Source organism: Ideonella sp. WA131b (assembly GCA_023657425.1).
Classification (GTDB): Bacteria; Pseudomonadota; Gammaproteobacteria; order Burkholderiales; family Burkholderiaceae_C; genus Rubrivivax.
The window spans coordinates 515447-534525 of sequence record JAGTJW010000001.1 but is presented as its reverse complement, the minus strand read 5'-3'; the positions used below and the strand labels follow the sequence as shown (position 1 = coordinate 534525).

Here is a 19079-nt window from a genome sequence, read left to right as displayed (position 1 = left end):
GGCACCGCGGGCAGATGTTTGGCAGGGGAGGAAGGACTCGAACCCTCGCATGTCGGAATCAAAATCCGATGCCTTAACCAACTTGGCGACTCCCCTACACAGGACCCCGGCTCGCGCCGCTGCCCAAGAAACCCGCTTCAGTCTGCCAGCCACGCCGCCAGCGGCAGGGCCTGCAGACTGCGGCAGTGCCGTCCCACCCAGCCCGCAGGCAGATCGCCCTGCGGGAACGTCGCCATCGGGGGGGCGCCATTGCCGACTGTTGCGTCTTCCGCCACGTGCGCAAACACCGCGCTGCCCGAGCCACTCATGCGACCGTTGCCGTAGCGCCGGACGAGCCAGGCCACCGCATCGGCCACGGCCGGGCAGCGGTCTTCGGCGGGGGGCTGCAGGTCGTTGCGGCCAAAGCCGCCATCGACTGCACCCCACTCCGCCGGCCAGTCCACTGCACCTGCACCGCGAGCCTCTCGCCTCGGGGCAGCGGCCGCTTGCGCAGCGCCGTCGAAAGAGCCCATGATTATAACAGGCTCCGTGTCGCGCTTGAGGGCCGGGTGGCCGAAGATGGCGGGCGTGGGCAGCGACTGCGGCGGTTTCACCACGGCCAGCGGCAGCGCCGGCACGCGCATTGGCGTCAGGATTTCGCCGATGCCCTCCACGAAGGCCGGGCCGTTGCCAAGAAAGAACGGGACATCGGCGCCCAGCGCCAAGCCGAGCTCCGACAGTCGCTTCCGGGGCCAATCCAGGCCCCACAGGCGGTTGAGTGCGATCAGCGTCGTCGCCGCGTTCGAGCTGCCGCCGCCCAGACCGGCGCCCCAGGGCAGCTGCTTGTCGACCAGGATCCGCGCGCCGAAGGGCGTGCCGCTGGCCTGCTGCAGCGCGCGGGCGGCGCGCAGGCACAGGTCGTCGGGCGGCAGGGCCGGGCCGAGGTCGATGCGCTCCAGCCGGCCGCCTTCCAGCCGCTCGAGGCCCAGCCGGTCAGCCCAGTCGATGGGCACGAAGACCGACTGCAGCCGGTGGTAGCCGTCGTCACGCCGGCCGATCACGTGCAGGAACAGGTTGATCTTGGCCGGCGCGGGCAGGTCGTAGAGGGCGACAAGACTCATGGTGCAACGGGATTGTCCAGGCGCACCCGCAGCGTGACGGCCGGCTGCTCCGCGCGGCGGGCGATGAGCTGGCCCTCGCCCCTTGCCGAGGTGTCGACACGCCAGCCGAGTTGCTCGAATCCATCGTCCAGCGTCCTGTGGACCGCACCGCGCCAGGGCTGGGCGGTCAGCCAGTCGGGGAGGGCGGCCAGCGGCAGCGACTCGCCCAGCGCCTGCCGCGACAGCTCATCCAGGCTCGCGTAGCGGCGCTCACCCTTGCCGGTGACCAGCAGCGCCAGCCCCGGGCCCCAGCGCGCCGAGACGAGCAAGGTGCCCAGCGGCGACAGCAGCCGCAACTCGCCCTCGCGGCCGTCGCCGCGCAGTTCGAAGGCCGCAGCCAGGCTTTGCGCCGGACGACCAGGCCCGGCCTCGATGCGCAGCGCCAGCCGGCCGCTGGACCAGCCCTGCGCCGCGTCGGGCACGCTCGCGCAGCCTGACAGCGCACCGAGCCCGGCCCCGGCGACCAGCGCCAGCCAGGTGCGGCGCGCTCTCAGAGATCCACCCGCAGCCGCGCCAGGGTGTCGCGCAACACCTCGTTGGTGGCGTCGCGGCCCTTGCTCTCGCGCCAGACGCGGCGCGCCTCGTCGCGTTGACCCAGCATCCACAGCACCTCGCCGAGGTGGGCGCCGATCTCGGTATCGGGCCGCGAGGCGTAGGCTTGCCGCAGCAACCGAAGGGCCTCGTCCTTGTTGCCGAGCCGGAACTCCACCCAGCCCAGGCTGTCGGTGATGAAGGGGTCGCCGGGTGCCAGCTGCAGCGCGCGCACGATGAGCTCGCGCGCCTCGGGCAGGCGCTGGCCACGGTCGGCCAGCGAATAGCCCAGGGCGTTGTGAGCGTGCGCGTCGTCGGGCTTGAGCGCGATCACGCGGCGCAGCAGCTGTTCCATCTCGGCCATCCGGTCCAGCCGCTCGGACATCATGGCCTTCTCGTACAGCAGCCCGGTGTCGTCGGCGAAACGCTGCACGGCCTGCCCCAGCACCTCGTGCGCCTCCTTCCAGCGTTTGACCTCGCGCAGCACGCCGGCCTCGGCCTGCAGCTTGGCACGGGCTTCGTCCGCGTCGCGCTCGGGCAGCGCCCGGATCAGCGCCCGGGCCTCGGGCACACGGCCGTCGCGCGCCATCATGGTCGCCCGACGCGTCTGCACGTCGAGCGCGCGATCGGGACCGGCAATGCGCGCCAGCCAGGCTTCGGCAGCCTTGAAGTCGCCGCGCATCTCGGCGGCCTGGGCCAGCATCAGCCACGCCTGCTCGAGTCGGTCATCGGGTTCGCTGGCGTCGCCTGCTGCGCTCTGGCCGCCCGCGAGGGTCACGAGTTCGACGAAGCGCCTGAGCGCCGCCTCGCCCTCGGCCGGTCGCTTGAGTTCCAGGTGCAGCGCACCCAGTGTGAGGAAGGGGCCCGGCTCCAGCGGCTGCGCCTGCGTGGCGAGCTCGATCTGCACGATGGCGTCGGCGTAGCGCTGCCCTGAGGTCAACATCCGGGCGTAGGCCAGCCGCACCGCGGGTTCGGCCCCTGGGGCTGCCAGGTGCGCCTGCACCAGGGCCTCGGCCTCGGGGCGCTCTCGCATCAGCTCCAGGGCCAGCAGCGCCGGACCGGGCGCGGCCGGCTCCACCGATTGGGCCTCGCGCAACAGCGTCAGAGCCCGGGTGGCGTCGTGCGCCTCAAGCCAGGCGCGGCCCTGGGCCACCCGCGCGGCCACGGCCGTCTCGGGGCGGTCGCGGTAGGGCTTGAGCACGTCGTCGAGCAGCCGTGCGATCAGCGGCGCGTCGTTGGCCCGTTGAAGCAAGCGTGGCAGCGCCGCGATCAGGCCGCCGCGCTCGGTGGTGGGGGTCTGTTCCAGCAGGGAGCGCAGCGGCTCCCTCACCTCGGCGGCGCGGCCGACGCCCAAGAGCAGCTGCACCTGCAGGCGCAGCGGCTCGAGGTTCTCCGGCCGCGCGAGGCGCCAGGCGCGCGCGGCAGCCAGGGCTTGGTCGCCGCTGCGCGCCTGGATCGCGATGTCGATGCTGCGCCGGAACAGGCCGTCGTCGCGCGTGCGGCGTGCGGCGTCCAGCAGCCAGGAGTAGGCGGTGCCGAGATCGCCCTGCGTCAGCGCGATCTCGCCGACCAGCAGTTGGTAGAACAGGCGGTCGTCCAGGATGGAGTTCCGCGGTGTGGCCTCGGGCGCTGCAGCAGTCGGCGGTGCTGCCGGCGTAGGCGGCTGCTGGGCCAGGGCAACGGCGGCCGAGCCGACCAGGACGACGGCAGCCCAGATCGAACGGATCGACAGGCGCATCGGCGAACAGACGGCGGGCGCGGCCAGGCCGGGCAGTGGGGAGCGACGGTTCATCCTCACATAATGCCTGCATGCCGGAGCTGCCGGAGGTCGAAGTCACACGCAGGGGCATTGCCGGCCCGCTGGCCGGCGCCCGGGTTCTGGCGCTGCGCCTGGGCAAGCCCCTGCGCTGGCCGCTGGGGCGCGATCCCGCCGCGTTGGCCGGTACCACCGTGGGCGACATCACGCGGCGCGGCAAGTACCTGTGGCTGCCGCTGCTGCGAGCCGGTGTCCCCGAAGGCGGGTTGCTGCTGCACCTGGGCATGTCCGGATCGCTGGCGCTGAAGTCCGCGGTGGCCCAGTCGGGCAAGCACGACCACTTCGACCTCGTCACCGACCAGGGCACGCTGCGCCTGAACGACCCGCGGCGCTTTGGTGCCGTGGTCTGGTCGGCCTCGCTGCACGAGCCGCCGGCCGCCAGCTTGCTGGCGCGAGTAGGCCCCGAGCCCTTCGACCCCGAGCTCACGCCGCCACGTTTTCATGCCGCGCTCAGGGCCCGGCGAGCGCCGATCAAGTCCGTTCTGCTGGCCGGCGACGCGGTGGTCGGTGCCGGCAACATCTACGCCTGCGAGGCCTTGTTCCAGGCCGGCATCCACCCGGCGCTGCGGGCCGACCGCATCAGCGCGCCCCGCGCCGAGCGGCTGCTGGCCGCCGTGCGCCAGACGCTCGGCCGTGCGCTGCTGCTGGGCGGCTCCACGCTGCGCGACTTCACCGACGTCCACGGCGCCAGCGGCGCCTACCAGGCCGTGGCTGCGGTCTACGGCCGCGAAGGCCAGCCCTGTCCGCGTTGCGGCGGCGCCATCAAGCGGCGCGTGATGGCCCAGCGCTCGACCTACTTCTGCGCCTTCTGCCAGAAGCGCTGAAGACCGTGCCGCACGCCGGTGCCGCCGGCTGTCAGCAGCCGTCACGGTGTGTCGCCATCTGACTCCGGAGAGATCCGCTGGAACCCCCTGCGCTAGGAGTGTGGGCGGCAGAAATCCAGCCCCGCGTTGGGCCGACTTCGGGGCCCAGGCCAGGCGCCGCGCGCAGCCCGGGCTGTGCGCCCGGGCCAGCGTGGCAACGCCGCATGGGCCCCGAAATCGGCCCAACCCGAAGGGCCGGGGCGGCCAAAGCCGCTGGCGGGTGTTGCGCCGCTGGCGCGGGCGTCAAGCCCGCGCTGCGCGACGCGCCTACGCCAGTGGCTTTGGTCGCCCCGGCGCGGGGCTGGATTTTTGCCGCCCACGCTCCTAGGATGACCGTCCACTTGTCCCGGAAGGTGACGCCCCGACGGACCCCAGCCCCTTCGTCTCCCCATCGACCGATGCAGAGCTGCATTGCTGAGAGCCTCGATGCCCTGGCCGCCTGGCGCGGCGAGCTCGATCCCGCTGTCGCCCGGCTGGGCCGCGCACTGGCCGAGCAGGACCTGCTCGGCGCCACCGATCGGGCCTTGCTGGCGGCCCTGCGCGAGCGCCTCGGTTCCGAGACGCGGGTGCTGGCGTTCGTTGCCGAGTTCTCGCGTGGCAAGAGCGAGCTGATCAACGCGATCTTCTTTGCCGACACCGGCCAGCGCGTGCTGCCGGCCACGCCGGGACGCACCACCATGTGCCCGGTGGAGCTGCGCCACGATGCAGGCGCGCCGCCGATCTGGGCTTCTGGAGCAGGGAACGCGCCGACGACGACAACCCGCCTGTCGACGAGCGCCGCTTCGTGGAGGTGCCGACCTGGCGCCACGCTGGCATCAGCTTTCTGCATCCGCTGCTCAGGCGCGGGCTGGAGGTCATCGACACGCCAGGCCTCAAGCTCGCACTGGAGCCGTCGGTGCCCAGTGTGGCGCGGGACGGCGGCGCGCAGCAGCAAGAGGCGGCGTGAAGCGCGACCCTGACTTCGCACGTCGGGTCATCGCCTGGCAGCGTCACCACGGCCGTCATGGCCTGCCCTGGCAGGGCACGCGAGACCCTTATCGCGTGTGGCTGTCGGAGGTGATGCTGCAGCAGACGCAGGTGAGCACCGTGATCGCCTATTACGCGCGCTTTCTGCAGCGCTTTCCCGACGTGCAGGCGCTGGCGGCCGCGCCGCTCGACGACGTGCTGGCGTTGTGGAGCGGCCTGGGCTACTACAGCCGCGCGCGCAACCTGCACCGCTGTGCACAGGCGGTGGTCGTCCATCATGGCGGCGCGTTTCCGCGCAGGGCCGAGTGTTTGGCCGCATTACCGGGTATCGGTCGCAGCACCGCGGCGGCCATCGCGGCCTTCTGCTTCGGTGAACGCGTCGCCATCCTCGATGGCAATGTCAAGCGGGTGCTGGCGCGCTTTCTCGGCTTTGGAGGCGACCTGGCGCGTGCACCGGCCGTGCAGGCTTTGTGGGACGAGGCGACTGCTCTGCTGCCGGCGCAGGGCGTGGAGGTCTACACGCAGGGCCTGATGGACCTGGGCGCGACGCTGTGCACGCAGCGCAGGCCGGTCTGCCTGCACTGCCCGGTCGCCGAGGGCTGCGTCGCACGTCGCGAAGGCTCGCCTGAGCGTTACCCCTTGAAGACGCGCCGCGGCACTCGTGGCCGCCGCACCAACGCACTGCTGTGCCTGCACCAGGGCCGACGTTGCTGGCTGGTGCAACGACCGGCTACAGGTGTCTGGGCGGGGCTGTGGAGCCTGCCCGAGTTCGACAGCGCCGATGCACTGCAAGCCCTGGTGGACGGCTGGTGCGGACAGGGCCAGTGGCTTGCACCCGTGCAACATGCGCTGACGCACTTCGAGTGGACGCTGCAGCCGCTGGCCTGGACGCTGCCCGCGCGCGCCGCCCTGCCCAGAGGGCTGGCGGAGGGACGCTGGTTCGAGCCCGCGGAGGCGCTGGCGCTGGGGCTGCCGGCGCCGATCCGAAGACTGCTCGAGGGCAGCGTTTCAGGGGATGGCTGAGCCCGGCCCGTCGCGGCCCTTGGCCGCTCCGGGCCGAGTTCTGACGCCAGCGCCGGCCGCGGCTTCAGCCGAACACGACCTTCTTGTCGCGCAAGAAGCCATCGACCAGGCTCAGCCGGATCACCGGGTCTTCGAGCTCCATCAGCTTCTGCTTCGCCGACATCGGCATCGGCAGCAGCTCGCCCCAGCGATTGGCCACCCAACCTGCGTCGTCCAGCCGATAGGGCTGCGCGAATGGCTCGGCGCCGCGCTGGCCCAGCGTGCGGATGGCCTCGGCCAGGGCCTGCACCGTCTGGAGCATCGCCGGTCCCGGCAGGTGCGGGGCGTCGTCGGCCACCCGCTCGAGCGCGGGCGCCACCCACAGCCCGCTGTCGCGTTGCACCGGTGGCGCCGCCAGGCGAAAGCGCGACAGGCCGGTGCAGCGCACCCGCAGAATGCCGGCCTGCTCAGCGTCGACCTCGTCCAGCCGCGCCAGCACGCCGATGCTCTCGAGCTGCACTGCCGCTGACCGGTCGCCGGCTTCGAAACCCTGCTTGATGCAAACCACGCCGAACGGCGCCCGCGTGCGCAGGCACTCGGTGACGAGGTCGAGATAGCGCGCCTCGAAGACCTTCAGGCCCAGCAGCGCCCCCGGGAACAGCACCGCGCGCAACGGAAACAGCGGCAACGGCGACGGCAGGCCCGTGTCGGTGGTCGGAGGCCGGACCTCAGCCACGCCCGTCGAGCTCGCGATGGCGCACCAGCGTTGAGGTGCGGCCGCAGAAGTGGCGGGCCAGCGTCTCCACGGCATAGACGCTGCGGTGCTGCCCGCCCGTGCAGCCGATGGCCACCGTGAGGTAGCTGCGCTGATCGTCCTCGAAGCTGGGCAGCCAGTTTGCAATGAACTGTTGGATCTGCGCCACCATCGCGCCCACCTCGCGATGCTGTGCCAGCCATTGGGCCACCGGGGCGTCGCGGCCCGACATCGGGCGTAGCTCGCGCACGTAGTGCGGGTTGGGCAACACGCGCACGTCGAACACGAAGTCCGCGTCCAGCGGCACGCCGTGCTTGAAGGCGAAGCTCTCGAACACCAGCGTCAACGCCGACTCGCCCGCGCCGACGAGCTGGCGGACCCATTTGCGCAGCAGCGCCGGGCGCAGCTGGCTGGTGTCGATGACGGTGCAGATGTCGCGCAGGTCGGTCAGCAGCTGGCGCTCGAGTTCGATGGCCTCGATCAGCGCGCGGGCGTTGTCGGCCTCGTGCGGCGCCGTCAGCGGGTGCGGGCGGCGGCTCTCCGAATAGCGGCGCACCAGCGCCTCGGTGCTGGCGTCCAGGAAGATCGGCCGCACGCGAATGCCTTCCTCGCGCAGCCGGTCGATCAGCGGCACCAGCGCCGGCAGGCTGCTGGTGGTGCGCACGTCGACCGACACTGCCACGCTGCGCGTGGAGTGCTCGCGCTCGAGGTGGACGAAGTCGCGCAGGAGCTCCGGCGGCAGGTTGTCGACACAGAAGTAGCCCGCGTCTTCGAGCGCATGCAGGGCCACGCTCTTGCCCGAGCCTGAGATGCCGGTGATCAGCAGCAGCTCGTCGCGCTGCGCCAGGTCGTCGGCGGGCCCGAAGCTGGAGTCTTCGCTCATCGCTCGGGCGCGCGGGGGCTGCACGGGGCGCGCAGCAGGGTCTGGGCATGGGCCATGGCCGAGAGTGTCTCGCCGCCGAGCATGCGGGCGATCTCGGCCACGCGCGATTCCCCGTCGACGGCGTGGATGTCCGACAGCGTGGCGTCGCCCTGCCGCCGCTTGGCAACGACGAAGTGGTGGTCGGCACAGGCCGCCACCTGGGCCAGGTGCGTCACGGCCAGCACCTGGGTGCGCGTGCCGAGCTGCCTCATCAGGCGCCCCACGGCATCGCCCACGGTGCCGCCGACGCCGCTGTCGATTTCGTCGAAGATCAAGGTGGGCAGGGCGGCGCCGTCACCCTGCGCGGTAGTCGCCGCAATCGCCAGGGCCAGCCGCGAGAGCTCGCCCCCCGAGGCCACCTTGGCCAGCGCTCGCGGCGTGCTCCCGGCGTGGCCCGCCACACGGAACTCGATCGCATCCAGGCCTTGCGACTGCGGCTCAGGGGCCAGTTCCACCGCCACCTCGAAGCGGCCACCGGCCATGCCGAGCGGCTGCATGGCTTGCGTGACGGTCTGCGACAGGGCCGGTGCGGCCCGGCGCCGCAAGCGCCCAATGCGCCCGGCCTCCGACCGCCAGGCTTGCTCGGCCGTGGCGGCGGCTCGATCGAGCGCCTCCAGATCGGCGGCGGCGTCCAGCGCCGCCAGCTCGGCCTGCCAGCCCGCCAGCAGCGCCGGCAGTTCGGCCGGCTGGCGGCGGTAGCGGCGCGCCAGCGACACCCATGCCCCCAGCCGCTCGTCGAGCTCGGCCAGGCGCTGCGGGTCGGGCTCCTTGCGGCCCAGGTAACCGGCCAGCGTGCGCGCGGCGTCTTCCAGCTGGGCCTGCGCGCTGCGCAGCACCTCGAGCACCGGCGCCAGCTCGGCATCGAAGCGCACCACCTCATCGAGCGCGTCGATGGCACGGGCCGTCTGCGCATCGGCACTGTCGTCGGCCTCGGAAACCGCATCCAGCGCCGCGCGTGCGCCATCGAGCAGCGCCTGCCCGTGCGCCAGGCGCTGGTGCTCGGCGTTCAGCAACGCCCACTCGCCCTCGGACGGTGCCAGCTTGCCCAGCTCGCCGATCTGCCAGGCCAGCCTCTCGCGCTCGCGCTCCTGCGTGCCCTGGGCCTGGCGGGCGTCGGCCAGCGCCTGTGCGGCCTGCCGCCAGGCCTGCCAGCGCAGGAGCAGCTCGCGCGTGTCGGCGCCGGCCTGCTCGTCCAGCAGCGCGCGCACCGCGGCTGGCCGCGTGAGGCTCTGCCAGGCGTGCTGGCCGTGGATGTCCACCAGCGACTCGGCCACCTCGCGCAGCTGCGCCAGCGTGGCGGCGCTGCCGTTGATCCAGGCGCGGCTGCGGCCCTGGGCGTCGATGCTGCGCTTGAGCAGCAGCGTGTCGTCGCCTTCGTCCGCGTTCCGGAAGCCGGCCTCCTCGAGCCAGCCGCGCAGCGCGGGCGGCGTATCGAACTCGGCGCACACCTCGGCGCGGGCGGCCCCCTCGCGCACCAGCGTGGCGTCGGCGCGGTTGCCCAGGGCCAGTTGCAGCGCGTCGATCAGGATGGACTTGCCTGCGCCCGTCTCGCCCGTGAGCACGGTGAAGCCTTGTGCGAGGTCGACCTCAAGCGCGGCGACGATCGCCACATCGCGCAGCGACAGCCGGCGCAGCATGGCTAGACGACGCCTTCGTACCAGCGCAGCTTCTTGCGCAGCGTGGCGTAGTAGCTCCAGCCGCGTGGGTGCAGGAAACGCACCTGGTGCGCCGAGCGCCGCACGCGCACCTGATCGCCGGGGATCAGGCTGGCGATGTGGTGCATGTCGAAGTTGGCCGAGAGATCGCGCCCGGCGACGATGCCGATGCGCACCTCGCCCGCATCGGGCAGCACGATCGGGCGGTTGGACAGCGTGTGCGACGCGATCGGCACCACCACCCAGCCGCCGATGGCCGGGTGCAGGATGGGCCCGCCGGCACTCAGGGCGTAGGCTGTGCTGCCGGTGGGCGTGGCCACGATCAGGCCGTCGGCACGCAGGTTGGCGACGAAGTCGTCGTCGACGTCGACGCGCAGCTCCACCATGCTGGCCGTGGCGCCGCGGCTGACCACCACGTCGTTGAGCGACAGGCCCTCGAAGGTCTTCAGCCCGTCGCGCCAGACATCGCCCTCCAGCATCGAGCGGCTCTCCTGCTCGTAGTGGCCCTGCACGATGGGCGCCAGCGCCTCGCGGTACTGGCCGATGGCGACGTCGGTGATGAATCCCAGCCGGCCCTGGTTGATGCCCACCAGCGGCACGCCGTGGGGTGCGAGCTCGCGCGCGATGCCGAGCATGGTGCCGTCCCCACCCACCACGATGGCGAGATCGCAGCGCTGGCCCATCTCGGCATGCGTGAGGCCGTCGAAATCGTGCACGCCGGTGGCCTCGGCCGTTTCGCGGTCGAAGCTCACCTCCAGCCCGCATCCCACCAGAAAGTGCGCGATCTCCTCCAGCACCGGCCGGATCCCCCGGGCCTGGTACTTGCCCACGATCACCGCATGACGAAAGGCGCTGGCCATGCGATCGATTACATCACAGCCCCCCTCGTGAGCCGGGGTGGACGCGGGGGTCGGCAAGGCCCTCGGGCAGGGGCTTCCTACAATCGGGCCCATGCTGGACGACCGCGCGCGCACGCTTCTGAAACTGCTGGTCGAGCGCTACATCGCCGACGGCACGCCGGTGGGCTCGCGCACGCTGTCGCGCACCTCCGGGCTCGATCTCTCGCCGGCCACCATCCGCAACGTCATGGCCGACCTGGAAGACCTGGGCCTCATCGCCAGCCCGCACACCAGCGCCGGGCGCGTGCCCACGGCGCGCGGTTACCGCCTCTTCGTCGACACCATGCTGACGGCGCAGCCGCTGACGCTGGCCGACCTGTCGCAGTTGCCCCCCGAGGCCGCCGCCGAGCTTGCCGCCGTGCGCGAGCAGCTGCACCCCGATCAGCCGCAACGCGTGATCGCGCAGGCGGCGTCACTGCTGTCGCAGCTGTCCAGCTTTGTCGGCGTGGTGATGGCGCCGCGCAAGGAAAGCGTGTTCCGCCACATCGAGTTTCTGCGCTTGGGCGAACGCCGCGTGCTGGTCATCCTGGTGTCGCCAGACGGCGACGTGCAGAACCGCGTGCTGTTCACCGCACGCGACTACGCCCAGGCCGAGCTGGTGGAGGCCACCAATGTCCTGAACGCGCACTATGCCGGCCTGGCCATCGAGGAGATGCGTGCGCGGCTGAAGACCGAGGTCGACGCGCTGCGCGCCGAGATCGCCCTGCTGATGCAGGCGGCGGTGCAGGCCGGCAGCGAGGCCATGGCCGAGACCAGCGACCAGGTCGTGGTCAGCGGCGAGCGCAACCTGCTGGGCGTGCAGGACATCGGCTCCGATCTCGGCAGCCTGCGCCGGCTGTTCGACGTCTTCGAGAAGAAGACCGAGCTCATGCGGCTGCTCGACGTGAGCAGCCGCGCCGAGGGGGTGCGCATCTTCATCGGCGGCGAGAGCCAGGTGGTGCCCTTCGAGGAGCTGAGCGTGGTGACGGCGCCCTACGAGGTCGACGGCCGCATCGTCGGCACCCTCGGCGTCATCGGCCCCACGCGCATGGCCTACGGCCGCATGATCCGGCTCGTCGACATCACGGCGCGGCTGGTGGGGCACACGCTGTCGAACAAGGCTTGAGCGGCGCCCCTCCTAGAATGGCCCGAGGCGGGCCGTTAGCTCAGTTGGTCAGAGCAGAGGACTCATAAAGACCTGCTGCCACCTATGGCGCAGCGCTGCTGGCGAGCCCGTTGTCCTAGCGTGGTCCGCATCGTCGGGCGGGGCACAATCAACTGCTACGGGCCGCTAGCTCATGATTTGTTAGTGCAGCAGGGCCATAACAATCTGTCGCTGCACTTTGTGACTGTGTGGTGGTGTGGTGCTGCCATACGAGTGGCTGTATGCGTCGTGCCAGCGTGCCGGGCCAGCGGGCAGAATCGAAGCGTTGTGCAGTGGGCCGTTAGCTCAGCTGGTTAGAGCAGACGACTCATAATCGTTTGGTCGCAGGTTCAAGTCCTGCACGGCCTACCACTCGCATGCGCTGCGTTCGTATACAACTCTGCGGCTCGATCTTGAGCTGGAGCGCCGGCACCGCGTGTGCATCACCCATCGTCGTTCGGACTGTTTTGCGCGGGTCGGCATGGGCCGGCCGGTGGATGCGTAACCCGCGTCCGACCCGCCCGTCAGTGGCCGTGGCGCAGGCAGGACGGCGAACGAAAACTCAGCTCCGATGCTGCCTGGCTGCGCCACTGCGAGCAGGGCCTGCGCTACAAGCTGCCAACCGAGTTCCGCGCGTATCTCGAGGGTCGTACACAGGCGCACGGCGCCGCCGCTTAACCGACGCGGGGCGCACTTGCACGCGCCCCGCGTCGGTCTCAGAAACCTAGTTTCTCAGTGCGTCGCGCAGGCGCCGAAGGCGGTCCAGGTACGCCGCCGCGTTGCTTCGAGACTCCCACGGAGCGCAGCCGTCGTTGAAGAGGTAGCCCGCACTCGCCCCAGGTGCCTTGAACTGCTCGCACTGCTCTGGTGTAAGTTGGACGTGCAGGTGTTGAAAGTCCTCGTACTTCGCCCAATCATTGCTTACTTGCCCGACTGGCTTGTAGCCACGATTCACGATGATGCGCGCGCCACCCGCCACCGACTGACAGCCGTAAGGCAGCCATGAGCGCATTTCCCAGTACACGGGCGCGGCCGAGTAGACCTTGAAGCGCGGCACCGTCAACAGGCATGTCGCGTACTCAATGGCAAACGTCGCTGCATTGTGTGGTGACACGAAGGCTGCCGAGATGTCCCCGACCTGGGCCTTAGCAGAATCGATTCTGCTGGGGGAACCCCAGCCACGCGGTTCGGGCACCTTGAGCAACGCCAAGCGCATCTGCGCAGGTGTTCTCAAGAAGCGGTGCAACGGGCCCGAGTTCATCGCCTGGGCCTTGTCGTCTGAGCCACTGTGCTTCATCAGCAACGACCAATTGCTGTAGCCGTTCGAATTCGCAATGCGGTCAAGCGCTTCGCTGTGCGAGATATCAGAAGCGCGGTGAAACCGTTTTGCTTCGCGCTTGAAACGGTTGATCTGTGCAGGGGTGCAAGAGTTAGCCATGTGGGTTCCTTGGTGCTTGCCACGCGACTTCAATGCGCCCACACATCGAGTCAACATGGCAGACCGAAGGACGCCACTAGACCTAGTCCCGCAAGTGCTGCGAGACACGTCGCCGATATGGCCTTGCCCCTGAAAAACGTAGTCCATAGCTGATGATGAAATCACAGAGATGGAGCACGAGAGATGAGCAAGCAAGAAGGCAAGCGCCGCAGGGCGAGGTACACGTTGGAGTTCAAGCTGGAGGCGGTCAGGCTGGTCAAGGGCGGGCAGGACGCGGCCGTGACGGCACGGGTTCTGGACATCCCGAAGGCCACGCTGGGCAACTGGATCAGGGCGGCCGAGAAGGGTGAACTGCAAGGCGCTGGGGACAGGCCGGTCAGTGCCGAGCAGATGGAGTTGGCGCGGCTGCGGGCGGAGCTGGCGCGGGTCAAGATGGAGCGCGACATCTTAAAAAAAGCGACGGCGTACTTCGCGAAGGAGTCACTGTGAAGTACGCCTGGATCGACAAGCTCAAGACGGTGTGGCCCGTCACGCTGATGTGCCAGGTGCTGGGGGTGAGCGTCAGCGGTTTCTTCGAGCACCGCCAGCGCAGCAGCAAGGCAGCACCGCCGGAGCCCGGCCCCAGGCGTGTAAGCAACGAGGCCCTGGTAGCGCACATCCGCGCGATCCACGCCGAATTCAAGGGCGAGTACGGCTGGCCCCGGGTGTGGAAGGAACTCCTGGCCAGGGGCGTGCGGGTAGGCAAAGACCGGGTGCAGCGGCTGATGAAGATGCACAACATCCGGGCGCGCGGCAAGAGGAAGTTCGTCGTCACCACAGACAGCAAGCACAGCCTGCCGGTGGCCGAGAACCTGCTGGCCAGGGACTTCACGCCCGAAGCACCAGACCGCGTCTGGAGCAGCGACATCACCTACATCGCCACCGATGAGGGCTGGCTGTACCTGGCGGCGGTGATCGACCTGTTCAGCCGCCAGGTGGTGGGCTGGAGCATGCAGCCGCACATGCAGACCAGCCTGGTGACGGATGCGCTGCGCATGGCGTGGTTCAGGCGACACCCAGAACCCGGACTGATCTTCCACAGCGACCGTGGCAGCCAGTACTGCAGCCATGACTTCCAGGCCGCTCTGAAGGGCTATGGGATGCGAAGCTCAATGAGCCGCAAGGGCAACTGCTGGGACAATGCGCCCACGGAAAGCCTGTGGGGCAGCCTGAAGGTCGGGCGGCTGTACGGTAAGCGGTTTGCCACCCACCGCGAGGCGATGGACGAGGTGATCGACTGGTTGACGTTCTACAACCACCGGCGGCTGCACTCCACACTGGGCTACATCAGCCCCATGAAGTTCGAAGCCAACTGGCGCGCGGGCCAGGTCAAGAAAGCCGCGTAACCGAGTGGCTATGGACTACGTCGGACAGGGGCAAGGCCAATACGGCTTCGCCAGCGTGGGCGGGCTGGCCGACGCACGGCCAACAAGCATTCTATCCAAGCCCCTCAGCAATCGTGCGACTCGTCTAGACCTAGCCCCTTCGTCGAGGGTAGACCTGGCGGTTGTTGATCACCAAAGTGGTGTAAAGTGGTGCAACGCAACACCGCAGCACACCATGGCCACGAAGCGCAAGGCAAAGGTCAAAGTCACGGAGCGCATGAAGCGTATGTCGGTCGGCTTTCCACCAGAGCTCTTCACAACCCTGGAACAAATCGCAGACCAGCAGAAGGTGTCCGTGGGATGGATCATCCGCGACGCTGCAGAGAAGTACGTCAGCGACCGTTGGCCGTTGTTGGCACACAAGGGGTAGACCCGACATGGTCACTACACCAGCCGTCCGGGGCCAGCCGGAGAGCCTGGCCAGGCTGATCGATGCAGCACGGGACGCGTCGCCGATTGCTGGCTTGACGCACAACTTCTACAGGTATCCGGCGCGCTTCTCCCCCAAGCTGGTCCGTGCCGCGATCGACGCTTTCACTGAGCCGGGTGATCTCGTGCTCGATCCGTTCGTCGGCGGAGGCACCACGCTCGTCGAAGCGATGGTTAGCGGCCGCCACGCGATCGGCACCGACATCAGTTCGCTCGCCACGTTCGTTAGCGAAGTGAAGACGACGATCTACTGCGAGGACGACCTGGCCAAGCTGCAGCGCTGGTGCGAGGGCATTGGTGACGGCATCAACATCTGGGAGCCGGTGGAGATCGACGCGCACTACGAGGAAGCGGGCTACACCAAGCACCTCGACAGCGCGGCGAACTGGCGGCTGAAGAAGGCGATCGAGCAGGTCTTGAACACGGCGCGAAAGCTAAAGCCGAAGCGCCTGGAGGACTTCGCGCGCTGCGTGCTGCTGCGCACCTCGCAATGGGCCTTGAACGGCCGCAAGAAGCTGCCCAGCATCGACGACTTCCGCGCCATGCTGGTGACCGACGCCACCGCGATGATCGAAGGTGCGCGCGAGCTGCGGCAGACGATCCTGGACGCCGGGCTCGGATCGTCGGACATCAGGTGCCTGAACCGCACGACGAAGGGCCTGGAGAGCGACGCCACATTCGCCGACGGCCGCCGGCCCCGCCTGGTGGTCACGTCGCCGCCTTACCCCGGCGTGCACGTGCTGTATCACCGCTGGCAGGTTGACGGCCGCAAGGAGACGCCCGCGCCGTTCTGGATCGCGAACAGGCTCGACGGCGACGGCGCGGCCTACTACACCATGGGCGCGCGCACAAAGGAGCTGAACAGCTACTTCGCCAATCTCAGGGCTTCGCTGCAATCAGTTGCAGCGCTGTGCGACGGCGACACCGTAGTCGTGCAGGTCGTGGCCTTCGCTCAGCCGGAATGGCAGCTGCCACGCTACCTCTCCGTCGCCGACGATGTCGGGCTGGACGAATGCCTGTTGCCGAACGGCACCTACACCCCGGATGGCCGCCTGTGGCGCACCGTGCCGAACCGGCGCTGGTACGCCGATCAGCGCGGCACGACGAACGGCAGCCAGGAAGTGGTGCTGTTCCACCGTCGGCGTGCGTGAGAAAGCCCGCGGCGGGCGCCGCGGGCTGACAGGGGAACCGTTATCTAGGCGACGGCGACGAGCTTGGTCTTCTTCTTCGGCAGCTTGCTCGGCAGCGACAGGCACAGCGGCACGATGACACGCGCGATGCCGACGGCGGTTTCCTGGATGCGCTCACGGCACACAACCTGATTCGTTTGCCACTCCGGCGTCTTTTTCGCGGCGTCGATCAACCCCATAGCCGCCAGCGCTAAGCCGTACTTGAAGACAAACTCGACCGCCGCAGCGTCTTCCGGGTCGCGCAGCAGCTTGGCCTGGGTCAGGTACGACGACTCGACGTTGAGCAGCAGTTCCAGGCGATCGCTTTTCGTGTCTTTCTGGATCGTCAGCGGCAGCGCGTCCGGGCCTTCCTCCACTTCCCGGATGTTCGGCCGGCTCGGTGCAGTGAGCGCCTTGGGTGGCTTCGGCGGCCGCGGCTTCGGCGGTTCCTTCTCGACCGGCGCGACCACGGCGATCTGCACGTCGAGATTGAACGGGCCGTTGCCCTTGCTGTCGGTGATCACTACCTGGCAGTTGAGCTTGGTGCCCACCGCGAGCTTCTTGTCTGGCGCGAAGGTCAGCGTGTAGCGGCCGTTGAACAGGCGCGTGGTCGGCACGATGTCGCCCGAGAACGTCTGCTGCCCACGCACGCGCTTGCGCGTAAAGTAGTCATTGCGCACGTCGGTGAGAAACGAGACGCGGCCCAGGTCGCCCTGCTCGATCTCAGCCTCGACCATCGTCGCGCCGTCCTTACGCTTGAAGAAGGTCGGGTACTGCACGCCCTTGAAGGGCTTGACGGGCACGTCCAGCACACCGCCAGGGCCGTCGCCCAAGATCTTCGCCCCAGCCTTGCCCGGCTTCATCGTGCCGAACAGGCCGGCCAGGTCGGGGTCGCTGACCAGCAATTCTTCGAGTGCCTTGACGCCGTCGTCGTCGCTGACCGCATCCTTGACTTTGTCTTCGTAGCGCTTGTCGTTCAGCTCCTTCAGGCCCTCGTGATTCTTCAGCTCGCGCTGGATCTTCTTGAACAGGTCCTGCAGCAGCGGATCGTCGCGGAACGTCTCGCGGTTGCTCATGAACAGCGCGTTGCGCGAGGACTGGCTCAGCTTGGTGCAGTCCAGCAGCACCAGCATGCTGCCCGCGATGTGTTCCTTGTCCACGGCCTGCGTCTTGAAGAACTGCGTATCGCGCTTCGCGTGCGACTGGCCGTTGATCAGGGCGCGTAGGCCCGTCTGGCGGTCGGTGTCATCCTGCAGCTCGCCGCCGTCCTTCTTCACCGCCTTGTAGACGAAGATCTCGACCGGGATGGTCTCGCCGGTATCGAGCTGCACCGACACGCTGGCACCGTTCTCGAAGCCGGGCTCCATCCGGTCCTTCCACGACATGAGGCGATCCCATACCGTGTTGCGCATGACCTTGGCCTTGTAGCCGTCGCGGCACTCGACCACGCGCAGCGGCAGCGGCGGCCGCAGCAGGAACTCCTCGATTTTCCGGTACAGCTCGCCGCAGATGTTCGACAACGGCGCCTTGAAGTCGTACATCTTGATCAGCGTCCCGGAAGACATCTTGCGCTCGCGCGGCGGCGTGATCTCTTCCGACTTCGCACCCGAACGCGGCAGCAGGCCCATCGGCGCGGTGCCCGCCGTCATGACTTCGCCGTCTTCGCCGAGCAGGTAGTGCCACGAGGGGTTCTGCGCTGACGGGAAGAAGCAGAGCAGCGTGAAGGCCCATTCATGCGCGTCGCCGCCCGCCACATCCCTGGGCACGCGCGAGACGATCAGCTGCAGCTTGTGCTTCTCTGAGCAGAACGGCAGGACGCCGCTGCTTCCCATGTTGAAGCGGCCCTGCACAAACTGGATCGCGCCCTTGTACGAGCCGTTCGCGTCGCCGTAGATCAGCGAGCAGAACGTGGTCGGGAAGTCCTTGGCCAGCTGGCCCTCCCCGGCGTCGTACAGCGACAGCGACGGGCGGGACTTCGTACCCGTGGCATAGAGCACCAGATTGTCTTCGGCGTAGATGTTCCGGGCGGCGCGCGCCTTCTTGTCGTCGTCGGGGTTGCTAAACGCCTCGGCCTTCGCACCCAAGAACTTATCGACCGCGTCGGACATCGTGACCGGCGCCGTCGCGCTGCGCGGATCGATGCCGGCCGCCTTGCAGTAGCGCAGCAACAGGGCGTCCTGAGCATTCGTGAACTTCTCAACCAGGGCTGCCGCTGGCGTGCTCTGCTGGTTCAGCACGATCGACTGGTTGTTCGGCATGTTGCCAAGGTACCGCCATCGCGTCGCCCTGACCTTCTCATCCAGCAGCCCGCGGGCCTCCAGAACCTTGATCACGGCGTCTTCGGTCTCAGACGCAAGGAGGGCCTGAAGCAGTTCGATATCACGCATGTTCTTGGGGGCAACGCGTTTGGTGACGCGGCTGATGGTGGTTGTGGTGAGGGTGGTGGTGCGATCCCGAGAGTGCGGTGCCTAGAGAGAGAACTCGACCTCGGCCTTGCCGCCCTGGTCGGTCATGCGCGCCTTCAGCGCGTCGATCTCCTTGGTGAGCGCGCTGACGATCTTCTTCACGTCCCTTTCGTCGTACTCGTAGTGCGATTTGTTGCCCAGCTTGCCGATCACGCGGATCGCCTTGATGGCGTTCACGGTGCGGCTTTGGGCCAGCTGGACGAACTTCTCGCGCTTCTCGTTGCTCGCTTTCTTGGGCGTTTTGATGCCCTTGACCTGTGCTTCCATAGGGTGACTCCTTCGCCAAATGCGGCGCCCGTGAATCTGATCATATACATGACAGAAGGTGTCGTCAATTATCTGTCAAACGTTTGCTAAATGCGGAGACTTTTCGGCTGGCATTGATCCAATCAGCTGGCCCTACGGGCGCGCTGGCAGAGCATCGCGACGAGCCGGCGTGGCCCCGTGATGGCGGCGATTTCCCGATTCGTTTCCTCGAGTGCCG

Annotated in this window: 17 protein-coding genes and 2 tRNA genes; 8 read left to right on the top strand and 11 right to left on the bottom strand. The window is 68.6% G+C overall.

The window, feature by feature from the left end; translation table 11 throughout:
- Positions 1-19 precede the first annotated feature (19 nt).
- From KA711_02530 to KA711_02515, 4 genes are all read right to left on the bottom strand, one after another.
- Positions 20-96, bottom strand: a tRNA-Gln gene (locus KA711_02530).
- A 41-nt stretch (positions 97-137) separates the two neighbouring features.
- Entirely contained in the window at positions 138-1100 is a 963-nt protein-coding gene (gene ispE, locus KA711_02525) for a 4-(cytidine 5'-diphospho)-2-C-methyl-D-erythritol kinase (protein MCM0607859.1), read from the bottom strand.
- Entirely contained in the window at positions 1097-1612 is a 516-nt protein-coding gene (locus KA711_02520; protein MCM0607858.1) for an outer membrane lipoprotein LolB, read from the bottom strand. Before KA711_02520 ends, ispE begins: the two co-directional genes overlap by 4 nt.
- A gap of 17 nt (positions 1613-1629) precedes the next feature.
- A complete protein-coding gene (locus KA711_02515) occupies positions 1630-3408 on the bottom strand; it encodes a tetratricopeptide repeat protein (GenBank protein MCM0607857.1) in 1779 nt (592 codons plus the stop codon).
- Positions 3409-3479: 71 nt separating this feature from the next.
- Here KA711_02515 and mutM point away from each other — a divergent pair, with 71 nt between their 5' ends.
- From mutM to mutY, 3 genes are all read left to right on the top strand, one after another.
- Complete coding sequence (gene mutM / locus KA711_02510; protein ID MCM0607856.1) at positions 3480-4310, top strand: bifunctional DNA-formamidopyrimidine glycosylase/DNA-(apurinic or apyrimidinic site) lyase; 831 nt, start codon at positions 3480-3482, stop codon at positions 4308-4310.
- Positions 4311-4747: 437 nt separating this feature from the next.
- Positions 4748-5308 (top strand): hypothetical protein, encoded by a 561-nt coding sequence (locus KA711_02505; protein MCM0607855.1) that lies wholly within the window; start codon positions 4748-4750, stop codon positions 5306-5308.
- Positions 5292-6338, top strand: coding sequence for an A/G-specific adenine glycosylase (gene mutY, locus KA711_02500; GenBank protein ID MCM0607854.1), 1047 nt, complete (start codon positions 5292-5294; stop codon positions 6336-6338). The genes KA711_02505 and mutY overlap by 17 nt, the downstream gene beginning before the upstream one ends.
- Before the next feature lie 64 nt (positions 6339-6402).
- Here the strand turns inward: mutY and KA711_02495 are convergent, their stop codons facing one another.
- From KA711_02495 to KA711_02480, 4 genes are read right to left on the bottom strand one after another with little or no spacing between them, the layout of a single operon-like run.
- Positions 6403-7128 (bottom strand): LON peptidase substrate-binding domain-containing protein, encoded by a 726-nt coding sequence (locus tag KA711_02495; protein ID MCM0607853.1) that lies wholly within the window; start codon positions 7126-7128, stop codon positions 6403-6405.
- Complete coding sequence (gene rapZ / locus KA711_02490; GenBank protein ID MCM0607852.1) at positions 7046-7954, bottom strand: RNase adapter RapZ; 909 nt, start codon at positions 7952-7954, stop codon at positions 7046-7048. The genes KA711_02495 and rapZ overlap by 83 nt, the downstream gene beginning before the upstream one ends.
- The gene (recN, locus tag KA711_02485; protein ID MCM0607851.1) at positions 7951-9630 is read right to left on the bottom strand and encodes a DNA repair protein RecN; all 1680 of its coding nucleotides are present in this window, start codon (positions 9628-9630) and stop codon (positions 7951-7953) included. The genes rapZ and recN overlap by 4 nt, the downstream gene beginning before the upstream one ends.
- Positions 9631-9632: 2 nt before the next feature.
- On the bottom strand, positions 9633-10508 hold the full coding sequence (locus KA711_02480) for an NAD kinase (GenBank protein ID MCM0607850.1): 876 nt from the start codon (positions 10506-10508) through the stop codon (positions 9633-9635).
- Between the two features lie 91 nt (positions 10509-10599).
- Here KA711_02480 and hrcA point away from each other — a divergent pair, with 91 nt between their 5' ends.
- Together hrcA and KA711_02470 are read left to right on the top strand one after the other, a co-directional pair.
- Positions 10600-11652, top strand: a complete 1053-nt coding sequence (gene hrcA, locus KA711_02475; GenBank protein MCM0607849.1) for a heat-inducible transcriptional repressor HrcA — start codon at positions 10600-10602, stop codon at positions 11650-11652.
- Positions 11653-11965: 313 nt separating this feature from the next.
- A tRNA-Ile gene (locus KA711_02470) sits at positions 11966-12042 on the top strand.
- A gap of 352 nt (positions 12043-12394) precedes the next feature.
- Here KA711_02470 and KA711_02465 read toward each other — a convergent pair.
- Entirely contained in the window at positions 12395-13150 is a 756-nt protein-coding gene (locus tag KA711_02465) for a hypothetical protein (GenBank protein MCM0607848.1), read from the bottom strand.
- Positions 13151-13291: 141 nt separating this feature from the next.
- On the opposite strand from KA711_02465, the gene KA711_02460 reads away from it, so the two are divergent.
- The 3 genes from KA711_02460 to KA711_02450 all read left to right on the top strand — a co-directional run bounded on the left by KA711_02460 (position 13292) and on the right by KA711_02450 (position 16112).
- Positions 13292-14493 (top strand): IS3 family transposase gene (locus tag KA711_02460; protein ID MCM0607847.1). Its coding sequence is split into 2 segments (ribosomal slippage): positions 13292-13553 and positions 13553-14493, totalling 1203 coding nucleotides; the frame shifts between segments, so codons are not numbered across the junction.
- Positions 14494-14707: 214 nt separating this feature from the next.
- Complete coding sequence (locus KA711_02455; protein ID MCM0607846.1) at positions 14708-14902, top strand: ribbon-helix-helix protein, CopG family; 195 nt, start codon at positions 14708-14710, stop codon at positions 14900-14902.
- 94 nt (positions 14903-14996) lie between these two features.
- Positions 14997-16112, top strand: a complete 1116-nt coding sequence (locus tag KA711_02450; GenBank protein ID MCM0607845.1) for a site-specific DNA-methyltransferase — start codon at positions 14997-14999, stop codon at positions 16110-16112.
- A 44-nt stretch (positions 16113-16156) separates the two neighbouring features.
- Here KA711_02450 and KA711_02445 read toward each other — a convergent pair whose 3' ends face one another.
- The gene (locus KA711_02445; GenBank protein ID MCM0607844.1) at positions 16157-18517 is read right to left on the bottom strand and encodes a hypothetical protein; all 2361 of its coding nucleotides are present in this window, start codon (positions 18515-18517) and stop codon (positions 16157-16159) included.
- 81 nt (positions 18518-18598) lie between these two features.
- Positions 18599-18862, bottom strand: a complete 264-nt coding sequence (locus KA711_02440) for a hypothetical protein (protein ID MCM0607843.1) — start codon at positions 18860-18862, stop codon at positions 18599-18601.
- Between the last annotated feature and the right edge of the window lie 217 nt (positions 18863-19079).

Coding starts and splice junctions, on each gene's coding strand:
- ispE (MCM0607859.1), bottom strand. CDS start 1,100: ATGAGTCTTGTCGCCCTCTACGACCTGCCCGCGCCGGCCAAGATCAAC.
- KA711_02515 (MCM0607857.1), bottom strand. CDS start 3,408: ATGCGCCTGTCGATCCGTTCGATCTGGGCTGCCGTCGTCCTGGTCGGC.
- mutM (MCM0607856.1), top strand. CDS start 3,480: ATGCCGGAGCTGCCGGAGGTCGAAGTCACACGCAGGGGCATTGCCGGC.
- KA711_02505 (MCM0607855.1), top strand. CDS start 4,748: ATGCAGAGCTGCATTGCTGAGAGCCTCGATGCCCTGGCCGCCTGGCGC.
- KA711_02495 (MCM0607853.1), bottom strand. CDS start 7,128: ATGCCGTGGAGACGCTGGCCCGCCACTTCTGCGGCCGCACCTCAACGC.
- rapZ (MCM0607852.1), bottom strand. CDS start 7,954: ATGAGCGAAGACTCCAGCTTCGGGCCCGCCGACGACCTGGCGCAGCGC.
- recN (MCM0607851.1), bottom strand. CDS start 9,630: ATGCTGCGCCGGCTGTCGCTGCGCGATGTGGCGATCGTCGCCGCGCTT.
- KA711_02480 (MCM0607850.1), bottom strand. CDS start 10,508: ATGGCCAGCGCCTTTCGTCATGCGGTGATCGTGGGCAAGTACCAGGCC.
- hrcA (MCM0607849.1), top strand. CDS start 10,600: ATGCTGGACGACCGCGCGCGCACGCTTCTGAAACTGCTGGTCGAGCGC.
- KA711_02455 (MCM0607846.1), top strand. CDS start 14,708: ATGGCCACGAAGCGCAAGGCAAAGGTCAAAGTCACGGAGCGCATGAAG.
- KA711_02445 (MCM0607844.1), bottom strand. CDS start 18,517: ATGCGTGATATCGAACTGCTTCAGGCCCTCCTTGCGTCTGAGACCGAA.
- KA711_02440 (MCM0607843.1), bottom strand. CDS start 18,862: ATGGAAGCACAGGTCAAGGGCATCAAAACGCCCAAGAAAGCGAGCAAC.